The 18,482-nt window shown below is 59.1% G+C and carries 20 protein-coding genes and 4 tRNA genes; 4 read left to right on the top strand and 20 right to left on the bottom strand.

Features of this window, described 5'->3' with window-relative positions; all coding sequences use genetic code 11:
• Positions 1-10: 10 nt before the first annotated feature.
• Entirely contained in the window at positions 11-580 is a 570-nt protein-coding gene (locus tag O4G74_RS13375; protein ID WP_119378117.1) for a NuoB/complex I 20 kDa subunit family protein, read from the bottom strand.
• A complete protein-coding gene (locus O4G74_RS13370; protein ID WP_119378118.1) occupies positions 581-955 on the bottom strand; it encodes an NADH-quinone oxidoreductase subunit A in 375 nt (124 codons plus the stop codon).
• Between the two features lie 481 nt (positions 956-1,436).
• Here O4G74_RS13370 and O4G74_RS13365 point away from each other — a divergent pair, with 481 nt between their 5' ends.
• Positions 1,437-1,670 carry a hypothetical protein gene (locus O4G74_RS13365; protein WP_269403105.1) on the top strand — a complete coding sequence of 78 codons (234 nt, stop codon included), beginning with the start codon at positions 1,437-1,439 and terminating at the stop codon, positions 1,668-1,670.
• A gap of 124 nt (positions 1,671-1,794) precedes the next feature.
• On the top strand, positions 1,795-2,178 hold the full coding sequence (locus tag O4G74_RS13360; protein WP_269403104.1) for a hypothetical protein: 384 nt from the start codon (positions 1,795-1,797) through the stop codon (positions 2,176-2,178).
• A 476-nt stretch (positions 2,179-2,654) separates the two neighbouring features.
• Here the strand turns inward: O4G74_RS13360 and O4G74_RS13355 are convergent.
• The 14 genes from O4G74_RS13355 to O4G74_RS13290 all read right to left on the bottom strand — a co-directional run bounded on the left by O4G74_RS13355 (position 2,655) and on the right by O4G74_RS13290 (position 12,186).
• Positions 2,655-2,729, bottom strand: a tRNA-Phe gene (locus O4G74_RS13355).
• A gap of 88 nt (positions 2,730-2,817) precedes the next feature.
• Positions 2,818-4,059 carry a pyridoxal phosphate-dependent decarboxylase family protein gene (locus O4G74_RS13350; protein WP_269403103.1) on the bottom strand — a complete coding sequence of 414 codons (1,242 nt, stop codon included), beginning with the start codon at positions 4,057-4,059 and terminating at the stop codon, positions 2,818-2,820.
• 41 nt (positions 4,060-4,100) lie between these two features.
• Positions 4,101-4,177 (bottom strand) — tRNA-Arg (locus O4G74_RS13345).
• Positions 4,178-4,192: 15 nt separating this feature from the next.
• Positions 4,193-4,501 carry an ETC complex I subunit gene (locus O4G74_RS13340; RefSeq protein ID WP_269403102.1) on the bottom strand — a complete coding sequence of 103 codons (309 nt, stop codon included), beginning with the start codon at positions 4,499-4,501 and terminating at the stop codon, positions 4,193-4,195.
• A 20-nt stretch (positions 4,502-4,521) separates the two neighbouring features.
• A tRNA-Pro gene (locus tag O4G74_RS13335) sits at positions 4,522-4,598 on the bottom strand.
• A gap of 45 nt (positions 4,599-4,643) precedes the next feature.
• Positions 4,644-5,093 carry a PaaI family thioesterase gene (locus tag O4G74_RS13330; protein WP_269403101.1) on the bottom strand — a complete coding sequence of 150 codons (450 nt, stop codon included), beginning with the start codon at positions 5,091-5,093 and terminating at the stop codon, positions 4,644-4,646.
• Entirely contained in the window at positions 5,062-5,550 is a 489-nt protein-coding gene (locus O4G74_RS13325; RefSeq protein ID WP_269403100.1) for a DUF192 domain-containing protein, read from the bottom strand. The genes O4G74_RS13330 and O4G74_RS13325 overlap by 32 nt, the downstream gene beginning before the upstream one ends.
• Positions 5,551-5,611: 61 nt before the next feature.
• Entirely contained in the window at positions 5,612-6,130 is a 519-nt protein-coding gene (locus tag O4G74_RS13320; RefSeq protein ID WP_269403099.1) for a cold-shock protein, read from the bottom strand.
• 99 nt (positions 6,131-6,229) lie between these two features.
• Positions 6,230-6,304: transfer RNA gene (locus O4G74_RS13315), tRNA-Glu, on the bottom strand.
• Between the two features lie 146 nt (positions 6,305-6,450).
• Positions 6,451-8,235: a single-stranded-DNA-specific exonuclease RecJ gene (gene recJ / locus O4G74_RS13310; RefSeq protein ID WP_269403098.1), complete on the bottom strand. Its 1,785-nt coding sequence runs from the start codon at positions 8,233-8,235 to the stop codon at positions 6,451-6,453.
• A 3-nt stretch (positions 8,236-8,238) separates the two neighbouring features.
• Positions 8,239-9,195 carry a class II fructose-bisphosphatase gene (glpX, locus tag O4G74_RS13305; protein ID WP_269403097.1) on the bottom strand — a complete coding sequence of 319 codons (957 nt, stop codon included), beginning with the start codon at positions 9,193-9,195 and terminating at the stop codon, positions 8,239-8,241.
• Between the two features lie 32 nt (positions 9,196-9,227).
• Positions 9,228-10,514 (bottom strand): homoserine dehydrogenase, encoded by a 1,287-nt coding sequence (locus tag O4G74_RS13300; protein ID WP_269403096.1) that lies wholly within the window; start codon positions 10,512-10,514, stop codon positions 9,228-9,230.
• Positions 10,511-11,740, bottom strand: a complete 1,230-nt coding sequence (locus O4G74_RS13295) for an LL-diaminopimelate aminotransferase (RefSeq protein ID WP_269403095.1) — start codon at positions 11,738-11,740, stop codon at positions 10,511-10,513. The genes O4G74_RS13300 and O4G74_RS13295 overlap by 4 nt, the downstream gene beginning before the upstream one ends.
• A 47-nt stretch (positions 11,741-11,787) precedes the next feature.
• Positions 11,788-12,186: a hypothetical protein gene (locus O4G74_RS13290; protein ID WP_269403094.1), complete on the bottom strand. Its 399-nt coding sequence runs from the start codon at positions 12,184-12,186 to the stop codon at positions 11,788-11,790.
• Between the two features lie 126 nt (positions 12,187-12,312).
• Between O4G74_RS13290 and O4G74_RS13285 the strand changes: the two genes are divergently transcribed.
• Complete coding sequence (locus O4G74_RS13285; protein WP_269403093.1) at positions 12,313-14,340, top strand: PHA/PHB synthase family protein; 2,028 nt, start codon at positions 12,313-12,315, stop codon at positions 14,338-14,340.
• Here the strand turns inward: O4G74_RS13285 and argC are convergent.
• The 3 genes from argC to rplM form a co-directional block, all read right to left on the bottom strand.
• Entirely contained in the window at positions 14,298-15,341 is a 1,044-nt protein-coding gene (argC, locus tag O4G74_RS13280; RefSeq protein ID WP_269403092.1) for an N-acetyl-gamma-glutamyl-phosphate reductase, read from the bottom strand. The genes O4G74_RS13285 and argC overlap by 43 nt on opposite strands.
• 87 nt (positions 15,342-15,428) lie before the next feature.
• Positions 15,429-15,914, bottom strand: coding sequence for a 30S ribosomal protein S9 (rpsI, locus tag O4G74_RS13275; RefSeq protein ID WP_269403091.1), 486 nt, complete (start codon positions 15,912-15,914; stop codon positions 15,429-15,431).
• Positions 15,915-15,918: 4 nt separating this feature from the next.
• Positions 15,919-16,383, bottom strand: a complete 465-nt coding sequence (rplM, locus tag O4G74_RS13270) for a 50S ribosomal protein L13 (RefSeq protein WP_119380009.1) — start codon at positions 16,381-16,383, stop codon at positions 15,919-15,921.
• A 36-nt stretch (positions 16,384-16,419) separates the two neighbouring features.
• Between rplM and O4G74_RS13265 the strand changes: the two genes are divergently transcribed.
• On the top strand, positions 16,420-17,442 hold the full coding sequence (locus O4G74_RS13265; RefSeq protein ID WP_269403090.1) for a hypothetical protein: 1,023 nt from the start codon (positions 16,420-16,422) through the stop codon (positions 17,440-17,442).
• On the opposite strand, the gene O4G74_RS13260 is transcribed toward O4G74_RS13265, so the two are convergent.
• Positions 17,402-18,451 carry a COX15/CtaA family protein gene (locus O4G74_RS13260; protein WP_269403089.1) on the bottom strand — a complete coding sequence of 350 codons (1,050 nt, stop codon included), beginning with the start codon at positions 18,449-18,451 and terminating at the stop codon, positions 17,402-17,404. The two genes, O4G74_RS13265 and O4G74_RS13260, sit on opposite strands and share 41 nt — an antisense overlap.
• Between the last annotated feature and the right edge of the window lie 31 nt (positions 18,452-18,482).

Here is an 18,482-nt window from a genome sequence, read left to right as displayed (position 1 = left end):
TCCTTTCCGCCTAGCGCTCGATCGAGCCTTCGCGGCGGATCTTCTTCTGAAGTTGCAGCATACCATAGACGAGCGCTTCTGCGGTCGGCGGGCAGCCTGGCACATAGATGTCGACAGGCACGATACGGTCACAGCCGCGAACGACTGAGTATGAATAGTGATAATAACCGCCGCCATTCGCGCAGGACCCCATCGACACGACGTAACGCGGCTCCGGCATCTGGTCGTAGACCTTGCGAAGCGCTGGCGCCATCTTGTTGGTGAGCGTGCCGGCAACGATCATCACGTCTGACTGACGCGGAGAGCCGCGCGGCGCCATGCCGAAGCGTTCAAGGTCATAACGCGGATTGCCTGCCTGCATCATTTCAACGGCGCAGCATGCCAGACCGAACGTCATCCACATGAGCGAACCGGTCCGCGCCCAGGCGATCAGATCGTCGGCACGTGCGGTGAAATAGCCCTTGTCGGCAAGGTGATCGGAAAGACCGGCAAAGAACGGGTCGTCAGCGCGCACATCGTGCCCGCCTTCGACACCGGCCCGGCCGGCTCCAAGTGCATACGGCTTATAGTCGTCGGCCATCTATTCCCACTCCAGCGCCCCACGGCGCCATTCGTATATGAAACCTACCGTCAGCACGCCGAGGAAGACGACCATGGACCAGAAGCCGAACACGCCGATGGTGCCGAGACTGACCGCCCAAGGGAAGAGGAAGGCCACCTCCAGGTCGAAGATGATGAAGAGGATGGCCACCAGATAGAAGCGGACATCGAATTTCATGCGCGCATCGTCGAAAGCGTTGAAGCCGCACTCATAGGCCGAATTCTTTTCAGGGTCCGGGTTGGACGGGGCCAGAATGGCGGCGCCAATAATGAAAAGCAGCGACAGGATCACACCAAGTCCCAGGAACAGGATCACTGGCAGATAGTCGAGGGCAAAGCGTTCAATCTCGGTCATATGAGGTGAGCTCCTCGAAGGACGGGCGTCGAAAGCGTCGGGTTAGGACGCTTTCAGCGCGATGGCAACATGCCATCCCCATCATAACTAACGTGGCTGACAGAAAATTCTGCCCCCTCGCATGCGGCGAGGCGACGCGCTGGCTGCAACCGGCATCCAGCTGAAAATGCGAAGGATTTGCAAGTGTTCGAACCCGGCGCTCTTTGAGCAATTACAATCGCCTGAGCATTTGAAATCGAGGCGTTGCGCCCGTCACTCAAATTGAAACGTGAGCGGCTTCCTTCCAACTTGCTAGTTGCGGGCCATGCAAGCCCTCTGTACGCCGGAGAAGTGATCTCATCAGGACTGCAGACTTGAATTATGTCTCGATACAACCGTTGATCAGCAAAGCGTCGGAAGCAGATCTGGCTGCGTCGAAGCGAGAAGCTTTTTTTCAGCCGAAGTTGAGATTAATCCGGAACAGGGTCGGCAAAACAGCTGGATGCCTGATCTGGCGCGCGCCCTGGGCGATCCCAATCTCGCGCAAAACATAAATTATCTCTATGAAGTGCTTCACGACCTATGCACGGACAATCCGGGCAAGCTCTTTACCTTTGTAGTGAGAGCGAAGCCGGGAGCCGACCTGGAATCTCTTCTAGTTATCTACGACTTTATTCGATCACTCGACGAAGAGTCGCCTGAATGTTCCGTGCTGGCCTATCTAACATATGACTGAGACTGTGGGCGTGTTACCCACACTGTTTGTAGATCGCGGAAAAAACACCGCCAGTACACCGTCAGAAACACCGTGCCTGCACCAGAGTTTCCGACACCTGAGCGCCACGGGGTACATTAGCCCCATGATCGCCCGCGACTGGATCCTTGATGTCTTGGCAGAGCTAGAGCTCTGGTACTGGCCCATCTTCCTATGGGAGCTGTACTGGCTGGACCGCTACCTCACGGCCCGCCGCGCAGAGCATCGCTCTGGCCTGATTGGCTACTCGGTCTGCAAGAAGGGCCGCATCTATATCACGCTGCAGGCCTTCGCGGACAAACCAGACCCGAATGACTGGACCGTCTTCGCGCCGCGCGCGCCGTGGAAGCAGCTGTCTTTGGACATCTCTGCTGTTTGGCGGGGCCGCAATGATGCTGAACCTCAGAAACCCACCCAGCAGCTAACGCGCGGTACCCCCGAACCGTGGAAGTTCTTCGCGCCCGCACCACTCAACCTTGTCCCACCCTAACCACAACACCTAGCACCAACTCCGCAAGGTGAGCGAAGCCGAACCAGGCGGCCGCCTACCGCCCCCTCAAAACCCATCACCCACCTCCCGAAGATACCTGCGAAGGCAGGTATCCAGAGTGCAGTCTCAGAACGGAAACTCTGTTTCACCGGGTTCACTATGGACACCTGCCCCTCATCCTGAGCTTTTCGAAGGACGCAGATGTCTTCGGCCTCAAAGCCACCCAGTACCGCAGCCCCACCCGGGCCTGCGGCCGCAAGCGCTGCCTCATCCTGAGCCTGTCGAAGGATGAAGCAGAAAATCACCGAAGGAAGCCCTACAACCTCCTGAGACCCCGGCCTGCGCCGGGGTGAGCGGATTGAGTGAAGAGCAGCCCTGAACCCGATCCATCGCGAAGCAAAGCGAAGCGGGGACCAAAAACCAAAAAAGCACGCCTCACAAGAGGCGCGTAGCTTGGATATGGAAACTGGAAAAAATGGTGCCCGGGGGCGGATTTGAACCACCGACACGCGGATTTTCAATCCGCTGCTCTACCCCTGAGCTACCCGGGCGGGTCACTGGGGAAACGGCGTCATAACGCCGGGACTCGCCATTGTCCAATCCCCTGTTTGATCTTTTTGCAGCAAGCTGCAGCCAGCCTCAATTATAGCGAGGCTGAACCGTCTCCGCGGGGGCCGATTCACCTGCCCGGACAGTCTCGCAAGCCGCGTCGAGATCGCGCAGATAGTCATCGATCATATCGGCATGTTTTGGCGACAGCATCAGATGGAGACTGCGCGGCTCCTTGGTGACCGAGGTGAACCAGCCACGCTTGTACAGCTCACCATAGAGCGCAAAGGAATGAAGGTCCGGATGGCGAAACGCGATGAGGCCCAGCAGCGGGTTGCCGAGAATCTCAAACCCGCGTTCGCGCAACCCCTGCTCTACTTTCTCCCGCGCGCTGCAAACCTTGCCCTGGAGGCGGCAATATCCCTCGACACCCAGATGGTTCATAACGGCCCAGGCCGCAGAGATCGCCCCGCCCGGCCGCGTCCCGGCCAGGGTCGGCGTTTTCATCGGGGCCCCGGACCAGCCCGCAAAGTCGAACGGCATATGCTGATAGATGTCAGCAGAGCGGAAAAGCACCGTAGATGCGCCTTTGGCAGCGTATCCGTATTTATGAAGATCCGCGCTCATCGACTGAACGCCTTCCAGCTCGAAATCGAAAGCCGGGACCGGGACGCCATTCATTCGCGCAAACGGCGCGAGAAACCCGCCAACGCAGGCATCGACGTGAAGCCAGACGCCCTTCTCAACTGCAACATCCGACAGAGCCTCGATCGGATCTATAACGCCATGTGGAAAATTCGGAGCTGAGCCGACCATCATGATCGTATTCTCATCCAGCGCAGCCGCCATGGCGGGCGGATCAGCCTTGAAGCTGCCATCGGTCTGCAGCGGTACGCGCCGGATCTCCACATCCATGAGATGCGCTGCCTTGTCGAAGGCAAGGTGCGCCGACTGCGGGAGGACGATATTTGCAGGGCCTGACTGGCCTTTCGAACGGGCGAAGTCGCGCGCTGTCTTGAGCGCCATCGTAATCGAATCGGTCCCGCCAGACGTCATTGCGCCGGTCGCGCCTTCCGGCCCATGCAGGAGGTCCAGAGCCATGGAGACAACATCCTTCTCCATCTGCGCGAGCGACGGAAAGGCAAGTGGCCCAAGCCCGTTTTCGGACATGAAAGCCGCATACGCTTCCTTCTGCACCTGCTCGACCTCGGGGCCCGCATTGAAGACATAGACGGCCGTCTTGCCATCGCGCCATTTAGCGTCACCCGCGCCGCGCGCAGTCATTTCGGACTTCAGCTCGGTCCAGCTCGTTCCAGTTTTTGGTAATTTCATCGCTGCCTCCCAGCCGGGCAGCATAATAGAACCGCCAGCAATGGCGACCCCTACAGGACTTGAACCTGTAACCGTCGGATTAGAAGTCCGGTGCTCTATCCAGTTGAGCTAAGGGGCCGGAAAGCGCGCCGGACTAGTGCGTCCAGGGTTGTTTGCGATCGGCAGCGAAGTTCTGGGAATAGGATTTCACCAGACGCCTTGGCTCACGCGGCTCATCGACGGTGAAGGCCAGTTTCTCGCGCTTGGCAAACTCGATCGCCTGCTCGCGCGTTTCGAAGTGCATACGCACCTGGCCTGTTGTGTCGTTGATGCTGGTCCAGCCCATCAGCGGGTCGGCGAAGCGAGCATCGTGATCAGCACGAAACTCGAGAACCCATTCACGCGTCTTTCCCCGGCCAGACTGCATGGCAGTCTTTCTGGGTTTGTAGATACGCGCGTCCATGTTCGCCTCCACAGTATCGATGGTCGGAGCGAGAGGATTCGAACCTCCGACCCCCTGATCCCAAATCAGGTGCGCTACCAGGCTGCGCCACGCTCCGACATCGGATTGCCCTTCTATTCAGACGCGCCGGAGGCTGCAAGCCCTATTTAGCGGTTCGACGCAGCACGCGGAAAACAGCATCAGCTCTAGCAGCCAAAACCGTGCCCACGAGCATGTCAGCCGTCACATGCACAACGCCGTTATCGCTAGCTATGACGCGGGGATTCGCCTCGAGCCAGTCGCCCGGACGAATGGTGCCATAGAAGCTGGTCGTGAGCTTCAGCGTGACTGACATTTTACGGGTTTCGTACCAGACGGCCCAGGCAAGCGCGCCATCGGCGAAAGAACTCACCATGCCGCCATGCATGAAGCCCATACTGTTGCAGTGGCGGTCCAGCACCCAGATACCGCTGCGCATGTCGCCTTTTGCGGTCGCCCGGCAGACCGGGCCATTGCGCATCGTGAATGGCCCGCGAGAGGAAGATACTTCGAAGCCCGCAGGCGGGTCGCGGTGGACTTCGTTATTCTGCGGCATCATTACCGAAGATTGCATGGCGCACGGTGTCACCCGGCTCAATGCCAAGCTCGGCTGCCCTGCCGCCATTGATCTCAAGTACGCCCTTCACAGGTGTGCCGGGTGAAATCGTTCGCAGCGAACCTGGGACAGCATTCCGGGCGATCATCACGACAGTCCCGGTTGGGGAGATGAACAGCATGTCGAGCGGGATCAGCGTATTCTTCATATACATCGCTGGCTCACGCGGATTGCCGAAATCAAATAGCATCCCCGCCTCCGGTGGGAGTGATTCGCGGTTCATCAGGCCGTAGGAGATTTCGTCACTTTCATCAGCGATCTCGATGTCGAACTGGTGACTGCCATTTGCGGACTCGATGGTCACAGTCGATTCCTCAAGCGGAACGGACGGCGCCTCGATCTGCGCAAAAGCGGTGGAGGATGGCAGCACAAGCGTGCTGAAGCTCAGGGCCGCGACGGCAAGAAGTATTTTCATGACAGCGGGTTTAGCCCGCACCTTTCGCCCGCACAACACGTCTTGGAGGCCTGCGATGTATCTATTCTGTAAGGACGGCGCTGACATAGGCGCCGCGCGTGCCGTCAGCGATCGTGACAGTGAACTGTTCGCCAGGTTCGGCGGATGAAATGCCGCTGCGACGCAGGACGGAAATGTGGATGAAGACATCGCCTTCTTCCTCAACCCGGTTCACAAAGCCAAAGCCCCGTTCTGTGCTGAACCATTTGACGATGACGTCTTCGGGATCAGGCGCGTTGCCCTTTTCCTTGGCGATCACTTCGCGCGGGCGGTCCATTTCAATGATGTTATCGACCTGCCAACCGCGCTCTCCTGCCACCGCATCACACACTATCCGTGCGCCTTCATCCGCGTCAGACTCGCCGTAAGCGCGCAATGCCGAAATGTGGATCATCACATCACCTGCGAGCTCGGATGAGGTCACAGAATCCGGAATGACGAAACCATAGCCCTTGGCGGGGTCAAACCATTTGATAGCGCCGATCACCCTCACTGAGGTTGAGGGCTCTAAATTCTGGATTTCTGGTTTCAACGCGCTCATCAACCCACCATTCCCGACAGGAATAGTAGAAAAGCCGAATCAGATTGTCATCCCCGAAGAAGAAAACAAATCGTGTTTTACGCGAAATTGTCCAAAAATTGGCACTCCCTAGGGGAATCGAACCCCTCTTTCCAGGTTGAAAACCTGGCGTCCTAACCGATAGACGAAGGGAGCGCTCTGTTTGGAACGCGCGATATAGCTGCCAGTCGCACAGCTTGCAAGCGGCTCTATGCGGACAAATCAGTTTTTTGCAGTTGGTAGCTTTTCACCGGGCATTTCTACATCGCTGGAGCCCCGGCCATACAAGCAATTTCACGGATTTAGCTGTGCGACGGCGCGGCGTCCACGAGTTCCAGTTGCGCGCGGCGGCGGCCATTCCACTCGTCACATTTCAGCCGGCCTACCAGGTGAAAACGCCCCCGGGCCTGCAAGGCGTCGCCAAGTGGCGTACCTGCGCTGCGCCAGCTCAGCACCTCGACACGGCCGCTCGTGCTTTCGGCCGTCAGGCGAAGGTGGTTCACGCCGATCGGCCGCGCGTGCGTAATCTCCATGTCCGTCAGCGCGAAGTATGGCTCAGGTGCGCCCTGACCGAATGGGCCGAGCTGCGCGATCAGATCAAACGTGTCTGGTGATATCGCGCCTGCATCGAGCAGTGCGTCGACTTTCAGTTCACGTGCAGCATGACGCTCATCGGAAAAGGCGCTGAGATGTGTGTTGAGCCACTCGGAGAAGTGTTCGATCTGATCTGGCTCGAGGCTGAGTCCTCCCGCCATCGCGTGCCCACCACCTGAAAGGATATGCCCCTCGCGCGCCGCCTGTGCAATCGCATCGCCAATGTTCACCCCGAGCACAGACCGCGCCGATCCTTTCGCGACTGGCCCTAGGTCAATGCCCCAGCCAATCACGATGGTCGGCCGGTGGAAGCGATCCTTGATTCGCCCGGCCACGATTCCGATGACACCGGGATGCCAGTCTTCGCCGGAGACAACGAGGGCATGGCGATCCGGGTCCTGCTCGATCTGGCGTTCAGCCTGTGCGGTCGCGATTTCAAGAATGTGAGCCTCTACCGCCTTACGCTCATCGTTCAGGCCATGAAGACGCTCTGCAAGCTCGATGGCTTCCTGCCGGTCATCCGTCGCAAGCAGTTTCGCTGCAAGCCACGGATCGCCCACGCGGCCGCCAGCATTCAGACGCGGACCGAGGACGAACGTCGCATGATAGACGCTTTCGATTCGGCCGATCCCGGCGACATCCGCCAGGGCACGAAGCCCCGGATTACCGTCGCGTGCCATGATCTTCAGCCCCTGATGCACGAAGGCCCGGTTGGCATCGCGCAAGGGAGACATGTCGCAGAGCGTGCCGAGGGCGCACAGGTCCAGCCAGTCGAGCATGTTGGGCAGTCCGCCAGCAGGGGCGATATTCCGCCTGCGCGCTTCGGCGTTCAGGGCTGCGAGCATGACGTAAACAACGCCCGCCGCTGCGAGGTGGCCATGGCCGGATGTATCGTCCGGGCGATTCGGATTGACCAGCGCCGCCACCTCCGGCCACTCATGCCCCATCAGGTGGTGGTCAATGACAATGACGGGAAGACCAATGCGATTCGCTTCTTCGAGCGCCTCAGTCGCTGCGGCGCCGCAGTCCACCGTTATGACGAGATCGGCCCCCTGCTCTTTCAGATAGCGGAAGGCCGCAGGCGATGGGCCATAGCCTTCTGTCAGACGATCTGGAACGTAGAGCCCGAGTTCGCGGCCCCATGCGCGGAAATAGCGGGCGAGCAAGGCTGAAGAAGTGCCACCGTCGACGTCATAGTCAGCGAAAACCGTGACGTTCCGGCCATCGGCTATTGCGTCGAGAATCAGGCTCGCCGCCTTCTCCATATCCTTGAATGTCGACGGATCTGGAAAAGTGTCGCGAAGCTTTGGCGCCAGAAAACCCTGCGCTGCACTTGTTTCCACACCACGCAGGAAGAGCAGTCTTGAAATGAAGTCCGGCGTGCCGAGCGAGAGACTCAGCTGGCGCACCTTGTTGTCATCCACCTCTGCGAGCGACCAGTAACGGTCGCCGAGGGACTGACCAACATTGAAGAGGAAGCCGCTGTCCGGCATCGCCTAGACGGTTCGGTAGCGGGACTGGATCTTGCGCACCATGCCGTCGGCCGAACTCATCACGAGCGTATCGGTTGTCGTGACATCGGCGTGCACGACGACACCGTCGACGAGGCCGCCCTTGGTGACACCCGTTGCGCAGAAGACGGTTTCCCCACTCGCCAGTTCATCAAGATCATACTTGCGATCAAGGTCAGTTACGCCAACACGCTTTGCACGTGCACGCTCGGCGTCATTGCGGAAGAAAAGACGTCCCTGCATCTGTCCCCCGACGCATTTCAGCGCGGCGGCCGCCAGCACGCCTTCTGGTGCACCGCCTTGCCCAATGTACAGGTCAATGCCCGTGTCTGGATTGGTCGTATTGATGACGCCAGCGATGTCTCCGTCAGAAATCAAACTGATACGTGCACCGACGCTGCGAATGCTCTCGATGATCTCTGCGTGCCGAGGACGATCAAGAACGCAGACGGTTATCGATTCGATTGAACGTCCGGACGCTTTCGCGATGGATTTAATGTTATCGGCTGGCGTCGCGTCGAGATCGATCACACCTTTTTCATAGCCAGGCCCAACGGCGATCTTGTCCATATAGGTATCCGGCGCATGGAGCAGGCCGCCGCGCGGCGCAATCGCCACGACAGCGAGCGCGTTCGCCATAGCCTTGGCGGTGAGTGTCGTGCCTTCAAGCGGATCTAGCGCGATATCAATCTCTGGGCCGTTTCCCGTACCGACCTCTTCGCCGATATAGAGCATCGGCGCCTCATCACGCTCCCCTTCACCAATGACGATACGGCCCTTGAACTCAACCGAGTTGAAGGCTGTGCGCATCGCATCAACAGCGGCCTGGTCGGCGGCTTTTTCGTCGCCAAGGCCAGCCAGTTTTTGTGCCGCAATCGCCGCGGCTTCTGTCACGCGCACCATCGCATCAGCAAGATGCGGGACGAGAATGCTCTTCGTCATATCACTCCTCGCAGCCTGACCGGCTGCTCCCCCTACTCTGATGACGCCTCGATCGCCATTATTTGCGGCGTTCCTACATTCGAGGCCAGTGACTGCAAGCGCTCGCGCGCATTGGATATCGCCGTACGCGAACAAAGATGCGTCATGATCGCAATCGGCGCGGCACCGTCATCATCTGACGAATCCTGCAGCAATTTGTCGATCGACACGCCCGCTTCGGCAAGCGCCTCAGTAAGCTCTGCCAGCGAACCTGCCTTGTCCATCAGTTTTACGCGCACGAAATAGGCAGACGTTTCATTGGCTTCCGCGACAACGAACTTCCGTCTCGCATGATGTTCGGCATGACCGAAGGCGGGTCGCGCAATCGGATTGAACAGCTTAGCCACATCACCCATGACCGCACTTGCCGTCGGTCCGGGGCCTGCGCCAGGGCCGGTCAGCGTAACGGCACCAAGTGGTTCGCCCTCTACGCGCACGGTGTTCAAGCTGCCATTGATCCGGGCAAGCGGGTGGCTCTTTGGCAAGGCAAACGGCTCGACCCGGCAGACAACGCCCTCGCCCGCAATTTTGCCTTCTGCAATAAGCTTGATTCGAAGACCAAGCCGGTCAGCGAGGTCGAGGTCCAGCAGTTCGACACCATCGACGCCGGATACCGAAACCTTCGAGAAGTCCAAGTCAGCCGAGAATGCGATCGCCGCGAGAATAGCCGCCTTGTGAGCGGCATCCATGCCGGACACGTCCAGCGTCGGGTCAGCCTCGGCAAAGCCGAGGCGCTGCGCCTCCGCCAGAACCGTTTCATAAGACTTGCCGGTATCGAGCATTTCGCTCAGCAGGAAGTTACAGGTACCGTTCAGGATGCCAGTGACGCGATTGATCTCGACGCCAGCAAGCGAGTCGCGAAGCACGCGCACAATCGGTACACCGCCAGCCACAGCCGCTTCGAACAAAAGGTCCACGCCATGTTCGCGCGCCAACTCGGCGAGTGCCTGACCATGCATGGCGATCAGTGCCTTGTTAGCCGTCACAACGGACTTGCCCGACTTGATCGCGGTTTCGACGGCAACCTTGGCGGGCCCGTCCGAGCCGCCAATCAGTTCCACGAAGACATCGACCGACTCGTCAGCGGCCAGTTTCGCTGCATCATCGAACCAGCGATAGGAGTTTGTCTCGACAGGTCGGTTCCGGCTGCGATTACGCGCCGTGACACCCGTAATCTCGACCTGACCCGGAAGGCGCAGATTCTCCTGACGCTGCACGAGGTCAACGAGACCACAGCCAACATGGCCGAGCCCTGCGATACCGAGCTTCAATGTCTTCACGACAGCTCCTTTCCTTCTAATACCGGTCCCTCACCCGTCGCAGCGGTCTGGCTGCGGGTCTGAAGGAATTTCTTGATGTTACGTGCGGCCTGCCGGATGCGCTGCTCGTTTTCAACCAGCGCAATGCGAACATAGCCTTCGCCGCGCTCACCGAACCCGGAACCGGGCGCCACAGCAACACCTGCCTCATTTATGAGCGCGAGCGAGAATTCGAGGCTGCTCATGGACTTGCACTGCTCAGGCACCGGGGCCCAGCAGAACATGGAGGCAGAAGGTTTCGGCACATCCCACCCAGCGCGGCGGAAACTGTCAACGAGGGTATCGCGCCGCGCGCGGTAGATTTCGCGGGCCTCGGTCACGCAATCCTGAGGGCCGTCGAGCGCTGCGCAAGCCGCGACCTGGATTGGCGTGTAGGCACCGTAATCAAGATAGGACTTTACCCGGCCCAGCGCACCGATCAAGCGCTCATTCCCAGCGGCAAAGCCAATGCGCCAGCCCGCCATGGAATAGGTTTTCGACAGTGTCGTTGTTTCAACGGCAATGTCCCGCGCACCTTCGACCTGAAGAATGGATGGCGGTGGATCTTCGAAATAGATTTCGTTGTAGGCGAGGTCAGACAGGATCCAGAGATCGTGCTGGCGGGCGATCTTCACCGCTTCGCGGTAAAAATCGAGATCGGCTACAGCCCCGGTCGGGTTGGACGGATAACAAAGCACCATCGCGGTAGGCGGCGGCACGCTGTAGCGGATCGCATGATCGAGATTGGAGAGGTATTGCTCAGGCGTCTGCGCAGGCACGCCGCGGATCGAAGCTCCAGCGATGATAAAGCCGAAAGAATGCAGCGGGTATGAAGGGTCCGGCGCAAGGATAACATCGCCCGGCGCCGAAATCGCCTGCGCGAGGTTGGCGAAGCCTTCCTTGGACCCTAGCGTGACAATGACTTCGCGATCCTTGTCCAGCATAACGTCGAAGCGGCGCTTGTAATAATTGACGAGCGAGCGGCGCAGGCCATTGATCCCGCGAGAGGCCGAATAACCGTTTACGTCCGGCTTCTGCGCTGTCTCGCAAAGCTTGTCGACAATGTGCTTGGGGGTCGGCAGATCCGGATTGCCCATGCCAAGATCAATAATATCTGCGCCGTTTGCCCGAAGTGCCGCCTTCCGACGGTTCACCTGTTCGAACACATAGGGGGGCAGACGCCTGATCTTATAAAATTCTCCGGCCATGACCGAACTCCGCAGGGCAAATAGGCTTCAGCAATGAAAGGGAAGTGTCAGCGCCGGGCGCGGCGTCTGTCAAACCTTGCCCGCAGGGAAGCGACTTCCTGGTCCGTCAGGAAGTCGGCTGGACCGGGCCGCCCCTCCAGCCTGCTCAACTGTTCGTCACCCCAAGCCGCAATTTCCTGCGGCGTGAGATAAGTCGGAGCAGAGCGCGGATCCTTTATTATGGCCTGCCACAATGCGGTGCGCCGACGGACAGCGAGATCCTTGGCGCGCTTGGAGTCCGGATCGATTCGATCTTCCGCGTCTGCGGCCCGCTGAGGGACGGTTGGTACATCAGCGATCCTCGGAAAGCCCCGCTCCGTCAGCTCCGCCTGGCGCTGTTCGTACCATTCTGGAGGCTGGACAGCGCTGCCAGTCGGCTCGGTGGTCGTGCATCCAACAGCGATCATTGCAAAAACGGGGACTAACCAGACTTTCGTCATAAACTTCGGCACTCTTCATTCATCCTGAAACATTTATTCCCTACCCCTGTTTGTGTAGAATGGCGATAGAGGGTGATGAAAAGCACGAGCGATATGAGCGAACCCGAAAACCGCACACTGAATGCAATTCTTGCAGATCAATCACCTGAACAGTTGCAGGCGATCGGACAGGCGCTCGCTGAAGCCGCGATTGAATCGCAAGCGCTTCTCAATGAAGTACTGGCAACAGCAAAGCCGGGGGCCGGGCTTTCGGCTAATCCGGACCCGTTTGGCGTTGGCGGAACCTATGGCCGGCTCGGCCAGTCGCTCGCAAGCAATCCGCAGGCCCTGCTAAACGCCAACCTTGAGCTCTGGACTAGCTGGATCAGTCTCTGGAAAGACTTCACGCTCGGCCAGATCAGCGGCGTGCAAGACAAACGGTTTTCCGACCCGGAATGGTCTTCCAACCCGGCATTTGAGTTCATGCGCAAGGCATACGAGCTGAATTCATCATGGATGATGTCGCTTCTCGACGCGGCGCCGGACCTGTCGCCGAGCGAAAAGCGCAAGGCGCAATTCTACACCCGCCAGACCATCGATGCGCTGTCGCCCACGAACTTCTTCGCGACAAATCCTGCTGCCTTGCGCGCCATGCTGAAAACCGGTGGCCAGAGCCTTGTGGATGGCCTGCGCAATGCGCGTGCTGATATTGCCAAGGGAGGCGGACGCCTTTCGATCAGCCAGTCTGATGAAACCCCGTTCGAGATCGGCAAGAATGTCGCGACAGCCCCCGGCAAGGTCGTGTTCCGCAACAAGCTGATTGAGCTCTTGCAATTCGCTCCTTCGACTGAGCAGGTGTATGAGCGCCCGCTGCTGATCTTTCCGCCCTGGATCAACAAGTACTACATCATGGATCTTCGGGAGGAGAACTCGCTGATCCGCTGGCTGGTTGACAAGGGATTGACAGTCTTCGTTGTGTCGTGGCGGTCGGCCGACGCGGTGACCCGCGATTTTACCTGGGACGACTATATCGAGCACGGCGCTTTTGCCGCCATGAATGAAGCTCTTGCCCAGACAGGCGCCGAGAAGCTGAACGCTATTGGTTACTGCATCGGCGGGTCTCTCCTGACCGGCGCGCTTGCCCATATGGCCAAGACCGGAGATGACCGCGTTTCCTCAGCCACTTTCTTCGCATCGCAATCGGATTTCTCCGATGCCGGCGATCTCATGGTCTTTACCGACCCGGAATCGCTCGACAGCATCGATACTGTCATCGACGAGAATTCTGGGATCATGCCAGGGGAGATGATGGGCCAGACATTCAACTGGCTGCGCCCCGTGGACCTGGTCTGGCGTTACGTTGTCGACAATTATATGATGGGCAAGAAACCTCGCCCGTTCGACCTTCTGTTCTGGAATGCGGACCAGACGAATATCCCGGGCGAAACGCACCGTACTTATTTGAAAAACCTCTATGGGAAGAACGAGCTAGCCGAGGGACGTTTCAAAGTCTTTGGAGAGCCGGTTTCCATGGGCGACATCTCAATTCCCGTCACCATTCAGGCGAGCCGCGAAGATCATATCTGTCCGTGGCACTCCATCTATCGGGGTGCCCAGAAGTATGGCGGCGACGTCAATTTCATCCTGGCCGGGTCTGGGCATATTGCTGGCGTGATCAACCACCCAAGCGCCGAGAAATATCAGCACTGGACGAATGAGGACCTCGCAAAAACGCCAGAGGCCTGGCTGTCCGGAGCCGAAGAAACCAAGGGCTCGTGGTGGCCGACATGGTGGGAATGGCTGGAACCCAAGGCGGGCGAGCTGAAGTCCGCGGAAGCCATTGAGGACAAAGGTCTCGGCGACGCGCCCGGCACCTATGTTAAGATGCGCCTCTCGGACATTGCACAGGGCAAGATGCCGGCGACAGAGTATTCGATGCCTTCCAAACCTGCTGCCCGCCCGGTCCCCAAGGCGAAACCGGCAGCAAAAAAGGCGTCGGCGCCAAAGCCCAAGCCGACTACCGCAAAGGCAAAAAGCAGCTCGACGACTTCGGCGAAGTCAAAAGCGGGCGCGAAGAAGCCAGCCAAGAAAACTACGCCTCAGGGGAAAAGCGGCAGAAGCGCGTCGAGCCCCAAGGCCTGATCCCACCCCATCATCAGGTTGAGGTTCTGGATGGCCTGACCGCTCGATCCTTTGACGAGGTTGTCGATCACGGCGATCACAATCACACGGCCCTTCGCGCTGTCCGGGTAGACGGCGATCCTGCAATCATTTGTCCCGCGCACGTGACGCGTATCTGGCGGCGGTGCGCCAAGCGGCAAAACGGTGACAAAAGGCTGACCTTCGTAGGCTGCCGAGAGCGCTGCATGGATCGTATCGACGTCTCCACGCAGATGGCAGGTAACGTGTTCACCGCGGGCCATCGGGATCAGATGGGGCGTGAAGGTCACCTCGATATCGTCGAGGCCTGCACGAAGATTTAGCTCCTGCTCGATCTCGGGGGTGTGCCGGTGGGTACCGACCCCATAAGCATGCAAGCCTTCGGTGACCTCGCTAAAGAGATTGCCTTCCTTGAGGCCCCGCCCTGCCCCGGTCGCGCCGGATTTGGCGTCGATGATGATCGCGTCACGGTCGATGATCATAGGGTTCATCAGGGGCAGAAGAACCATGAGAATCGCCGTCGGATAGCAACCCGGACAGGCGACTAGATCTGCGCCATTCATGGCATCGGAGGCATGTTCGCTAAGGCCGTAGATTGCATTGGCCGTACGCTCGGGCGCGATATGCTCGCGCCCATAAGCCTTCGAATAGGCCACTGCATCGCGAAACCGGTAGTCTGACGACAGATCGACGACCTTTACATGGGATGGCAGCGTCTCAATCAGGTCCTGGCTCGTGCCGTGCGGCAAGCAGCCGAACGCAACATCGACACCGTGCCAGTCGACATCCTCAGCCTTGATGACGTCGAGCTCGTACTTACCGCGAAGGTGCGGGAAGATATCCGACAGTGTCTTGCCCGCGAGCGCATTGCCCGTCGCGGCGACGGGCGTGACATTCGGGTGATTGCGCAGGAGTCGAACGGTCTCAGCGCCGGTATAACCGGACGCGCCGAGAATAGCGGCTTTCAACGGTTGATCGGTCATGAGGCCTCTTTGTCATGTCAGCGGGCAAAGAAAAAGGGCGCTTCGGTGTCGAAGCGCCCTTTTCGGGAAAAGATTCTGAATGCGAACCTAGCGCTTCGAGAACTGGAAGCTGCGGCGTGCTTTCGCACGGCCATACTTCTTACGCTCAACCGTACGCGGGTCGCGGGTCAGGAAGCCGAATGGCTTCAGAACCGAACGCAGGCCTGGCTCATAGTTGACCAGCGCGCGCGCAATGCCGTGACGCACTGCGCCAGCCTGACCGGAAAGGCCAGAGCCCTTGACGGTGCAGATCACGTCGAACTCGGTGCGACGATCAGTTTCGATCAGCGGCTGTTCAATCACCATGCGCAGAACCGGGCGAGCGAAATACTGCTCCTGGTCCTTGCCGTTGACGGTGATCTTGCCGGTGCCTGGCTTGATCCATACGCGGGCCGTTGCCGATTTACGACGGCCGGTGCCGTAGGAACGGCCGAACTCGTCGATCTTCGGCTCTACAGTGACAACCGTTTCGGTTGCGGCTTCGCCGCTCGTTACGGTTTTCAGGTCTTCAAGAGAATTGGCGGTATCGGACATATGATCAGTCGTCTCTCTGATTCTTGACATTCATCGATGCGAAATCGACGGTTTCCGGCTTCTGAGCCTCATGCGGGTGCTCGGACCCGGCATAGACGCGAAGCTTGGAGAATTGCTGGCGGGCGAGCGAGCTTTCGCCCGGCATCATGCGCTTCACAGCGAGCTCAATCGCGCGCTCTGGGAAACGGCCGCCAAGGATCTTCTCTGCGGTGGTCTGCTTGATGCCGCCCGGGTAACCGGTGTGACGGTAATAGGTCTTGTCACGCAGCTTATTGCCGGTGAAACGAGCCTTTTCCGCATTAATCACAACAATATGGTCGCCCGTATCGATGTGTGGTGTGTAGTCAGCGCGGTGCTTGCCGCGCAGGCGTTTGGCGACATATGAAGCAAGGCGACCGACCACAACATCAGTTGCGTCGATAACGATCCACTTGTTCTCCACGTCAGCTGGTGCGTTATAAGTCTTCATTGCTCCTCGGGAGCCTCTCATTCGGAGTGTTGGAATATGTTCAAGCGCCCGCGTTTAAGCGCGCAGACCTTCCCTGTCAACGCAGGGATCGCCGGTTTCCTGCTATTCTATGCTGCATCCTGTTCTGGACCGCAAGAGCCAGCCGAGCAGGGCGAAGTAGCGCCTCAGGAGCAGGACGCGCCCCCTGAAAGCACGGATACCGCCAACGTAAATATGTTGCCGGCTGTCTGGTCGACCCGAGAGCTCGATTCGCCGGTCGCCAGTATTGGCGTCGCGGGCGGTGCCGGATCGACCTTCGCCGTCGCCTATGACGATGGAAGCGTGCAGATCTTCGACTTTGACGGTGAGCGCATCACCGAACCGACGGGTGAAGGTACGCGCGCGCTCGCGGAAGGGCGCTATGCGATGCTAGCCGGTACGCCCGTGACGATTTTCCCGGGTATCGATGCAGAAGGCAGCCTGAAGGTCTGGATTTATGGCGGCGGTGTCGCTGCGCCTATTCAATATGACCTGCAGGGAGACCAGGCCGGCCCCGCAGCTGGCCTATGCGCTGCGCCGCCCGCTGACGACACAGATTCTATCCATCGGATCGCCTACTGGACTGAAACCGAGCCGGACACCCTTTATAACGGCGCAATCCGTGAGGCAGGCGGTGAGCTCGTCTTCGAAGTCGAAGATGAGCAATCAGCCGACGGCCCGATTTCGGCCTGTATTATAAGTGCTGATGCCGCCACGGCGTTCACCGACCCGGTTGATGGCGCAGCAAGCCTCCGCCGCCTTGGGCGCGAGACGCTGATTTTGAGTGAAGGAAATGGTCGTCTCAAATTGGCTGTAAACGAAAGTGAGCCTGCCGCCTTCGAGATCCGTGAAGGAATCACGGTCGAAGTGCCGAACATGTTCACATCCCTCGCGGCAACGGGCGATGCCCGCGGCGGCGGTTATCCCGGCGGCGTAATTATAGTCGGCGGAACGGTCAGCGGTGACGATCACCGGGTCGTGATGATCGACCCAAGCCGCATCACGATGTCGCCGATTGAAGTTCCTGCGGCGACCGAGTGATCCAGACAAGGCGCACGGCGGCGATGAACACGATCACGCCGAGCGCCTGATGGATGATCGCAAGCTCCAGCGGCGCGCCGCTGACGAGCGTGTAGATCCCCCACGCGGCCTGCGCCGTAACCAGGGTCGCCAGCAGGGCAAAGGGTTTGGCGGCAGGCTTGCCCCAGGCAAGCATCGCCCCGCCCAGTGCCGCGCCCCAGAGGACGTAGGCGAGCACCCGGTGATTGAACTGGGTCGCCGCCAATCCTTCGAACAGGCTGCGGATGCCAAGACCTTCCTGAATATATGAAGCGGGCAGGAAGGCTCCGTCCATCAGCGGCCAGTCAGTATAGGTCCGCCCCGCATCCAGACCTGCTACGAGGGCGCCTGATGCCATCTGGATAGAGACCAGGGCCAGTAGCGCAATCGACAGGACAGAAAGAAGCCGGGAGGTTTTGAACCGGCGTTCGCCGCCGAGGTCCAGCCAAAGCCAGACCGTATAACCGATAATAATGAGCGCGAGCATGAAGTGCGTCATCAGCCTGTAGGGGGCGACGTCCAGCCTGTCCGTGTCGCCGATGCCGCTCGACACCATCCACCAGCCAATTGCGCCTTGTAGGCCGCCAAGCGCGATGAGGATCACGAGACGTGCCGTGAGCGCTCGTCCAATCCAGTTACGCATCAGAAAAAAGACCAGGCCGCCCACGGCGATCAATCCGATCAATCGGCCGAACAGGCGATGGCCCCATTCCCACCAGTAGATGTACTCGAACTCGCCAAACGTCATATTGTAATTCTGCTGCTGGAATTCCGCTGTCTGCTTGTACTTCGCAAACTCCTCGGCCCAGTGGTGCTCACTCAGAGGTGGTAGAGTGCCGCCGATGACGTCCCATTCGGTAATTGAAAGGCCGGAGTCAGTCAGACGGGTCATCCCGCCAATCAGGATCATCGCGTAAACGAGCAAAGCGATAACGACGAGCCAGCGTCGGATCCATTTGTCTGCGAGCGGGGACTTTGCCATGTGTGTCATGGCGACCTATCTGAGCGTAAACCGCAATTTC

The sequence above is a fragment of the Henriciella marina genome, from assembly GCF_027213945.1.
GTDB classification, from domain to species: domain Bacteria; phylum Pseudomonadota; class Alphaproteobacteria; order Caulobacterales; family Hyphomonadaceae; genus Henriciella; species Henriciella marina_A.
Note: the sequence above shows the minus strand (reverse complement) of the source record. Positions and strands in the feature narration are given on the sequence as shown.

What these genes read in the sequence shown, in the direction of transcription:
- O4G74_RS13375 (WP_119378117.1), bottom strand. Translation starts at nt 580, where the DNA reads ATGGCCGACGACTATAAGCCGTATGCACTTGGAGCCGGCCGGGCCGGT.
- O4G74_RS13360 (WP_269403104.1), top strand. Translation starts at nt 1,795, where the DNA reads ATGATCGCCCGCGACTGGATCCTTGATGTCTTGGCAGAGCTAGAGCTC.
- O4G74_RS13330 (WP_269403101.1), bottom strand. Translation starts at nt 5,093, where the DNA reads ATGCAATCTTCGGTAATGATGCCGCAGAATAACGAAGTCCACCGCGAC.
- argC (WP_269403092.1), bottom strand. Translation starts at nt 15,341, where the DNA reads ATGACCGATCAACCGTTGAAAGCCGCTATTCTCGGCGCGTCCGGTTAT.
- O4G74_RS13295 (WP_269403095.1), bottom strand. Translation starts at nt 11,740, where the DNA reads ATGGCCGGAGAATTTTATAAGATCAGGCGTCTGCCCCCCTATGTGTTC.
- O4G74_RS13285 (WP_269403093.1), top strand. Translation starts at nt 12,313, where the DNA reads ATGAGCGAACCCGAAAACCGCACACTGAATGCAATTCTTGCAGATCAA.
- O4G74_RS13365 (WP_269403105.1), top strand. Translation starts at nt 1,437, where the DNA reads ATGCCTGATCTGGCGCGCGCCCTGGGCGATCCCAATCTCGCGCAAAAC.
- rplM (WP_119380009.1), bottom strand. Translation starts at nt 16,383, where the DNA reads ATGAAGACTTATAACGCACCAGCTGACGTGGAGAACAAGTGGATCGTT.
- O4G74_RS13320 (WP_269403099.1), bottom strand. Translation starts at nt 6,130, where the DNA reads ATGAGCGCGTTGAAACCAGAAATCCAGAATTTAGAGCCCTCAACCTCA.
- O4G74_RS13260 (WP_269403089.1), bottom strand. Translation starts at nt 18,451, where the DNA reads ATGACACACATGGCAAAGTCCCCGCTCGCAGACAAATGGATCCGACGC.
- O4G74_RS13265 (WP_269403090.1), top strand. Translation starts at nt 16,420, where the DNA reads ATGTTCAAGCGCCCGCGTTTAAGCGCGCAGACCTTCCCTGTCAACGCA.
- O4G74_RS13350 (WP_269403103.1), bottom strand. Translation starts at nt 4,059, where the DNA reads ATGAAATTACCAAAAACTGGAACGAGCTGGACCGAGCTGAAGTCCGAA.
- O4G74_RS13340 (WP_269403102.1), bottom strand. Translation starts at nt 4,501, where the DNA reads ATGGACGCGCGTATCTACAAACCCAGAAAGACTGCCATGCAGTCTGGC.
- glpX (WP_269403097.1), bottom strand. Translation starts at nt 9,195, where the DNA reads ATGACGAAGAGCATTCTCGTCCCGCATCTTGCTGATGCGATGGTGCGC.
- O4G74_RS13325 (WP_269403100.1), bottom strand. Translation starts at nt 5,550, where the DNA reads ATGAAAATACTTCTTGCCGTCGCGGCCCTGAGCTTCAGCACGCTTGTG.
- recJ (WP_269403098.1), bottom strand. Translation starts at nt 8,235, where the DNA reads ATGCCGGACAGCGGCTTCCTCTTCAATGTTGGTCAGTCCCTCGGCGAC.
- O4G74_RS13290 (WP_269403094.1), bottom strand. Translation starts at nt 12,186, where the DNA reads ATGATCGCTGTTGGATGCACGACCACCGAGCCGACTGGCAGCGCTGTC.
- rpsI (WP_269403091.1), bottom strand. Translation starts at nt 15,914, where the DNA reads ATGTCCGATACCGCCAATTCTCTTGAAGACCTGAAAACCGTAACGAGC.
- O4G74_RS13370 (WP_119378118.1), bottom strand. Translation starts at nt 955, where the DNA reads ATGACCGAGATTGAACGCTTTGCCCTCGACTATCTGCCAGTGATCCTG.